This window comes from Clostridium boliviensis (genome assembly GCF_033342255.1).
Classification (GTDB): Bacteria; Bacillota; Clostridia; order Lachnospirales; family Lachnospiraceae; genus Lacrimispora; species Lacrimispora boliviensis.
The window spans coordinates 1-880 of record NZ_JAWONS010000299.1 but is presented as its reverse complement, the minus strand read 5'-3'; the positions used below and the strand labels follow the sequence as shown (position 1 = coordinate 880).

Genomic DNA, 880 nt, shown 5'->3' with positions numbered 1-880 from the left:
GTAGGGCGTTATGTAGACATCTTTACCGGTTGTTCACTTCTTCCTTCAGCGCTTTACCCGGTTTAAACGCCGGCACCTTGCTTTCAGCAATCTGGATCTCTTCCCCGGTCTGCGGGTTGCGTCCCTTGCGCGGGGCACGCTTGCGCACTTCAAAATTGCCGAATCCGATCAGCTGCACCTTGTCGCCTGCGCGAAGCGCTTCGGTGATCGTTTCAAAAACGGCCTCCACCGCCTGGGTTGCATCCTTTTTGGTCATCTCTGTCTTTTCCGCCACCCGGGCGACCAATTCCGCCTTGTTCACAACCCTCACCTCCCTATGAGTTCCACGACCGATCTACTCCCTGTTTACCCGTTATGTGGCTTCCCTATACCCTTTCGCATCCGGGATGAGCGATCGTGGGACACACCTATAGTAATACAGACCGCGGGGCGTAATCAAGGGGGAAAAGGGCTCCTATTCCCTTTTCAGCAAAAAAAGCACTCAATGAGCGCTTTTTAGAATGTTCAAAGGATAATGGCGATCAATCCACCGGATCCTTCGTTCACAATTCTCTCGAGGGTCTCCTGCAATTTGTAGCGGGCGTTTTCCGGAATCATGGACAATTTCGCCTGGATCCCTTCCCGCACGATGGAATGGAGGGAACGGCCAAAGATATCCGATTCCCAGATGCGCAGAGGATCGTTTTCAAAATCCCTCATCAAATAGTTGACCAATTCCTCGCTCTGCCGTTCGGAGCCGATGATCGGAGCAAATTCGGAGTGGACATTGACCCGGATCATGTGGATGGACGGCGCCGTCGCCTGGAGCCTGACACCGAAGCGGGTCCCCTGCTTGATCAGCTCCGGTTCATCCAGGCTCATCTCCTCCAACGTAGGCGGA

The 880-nt window shown here is 54.0% G+C and carries 2 protein-coding genes; both read right to left on the bottom strand.

The window, feature by feature from the left end; all coding sequences use genetic code 11:
- Positions 1-22: 22 nt before the first annotated feature.
- Entirely contained in the window at positions 23-301 is a 279-nt protein-coding gene (hbs, locus tag RZO55_RS21615; protein ID WP_318066339.1) for a non-specific DNA-binding protein Hbs, read from the bottom strand.
- Between the two features lie 203 nt (positions 302-504).
- Positions 505-880: sporulation stage IV protein A (locus tag RZO55_RS21610; RefSeq protein WP_318066338.1), on the bottom strand; the 376-nt coding region annotated here is incomplete at its 5' end.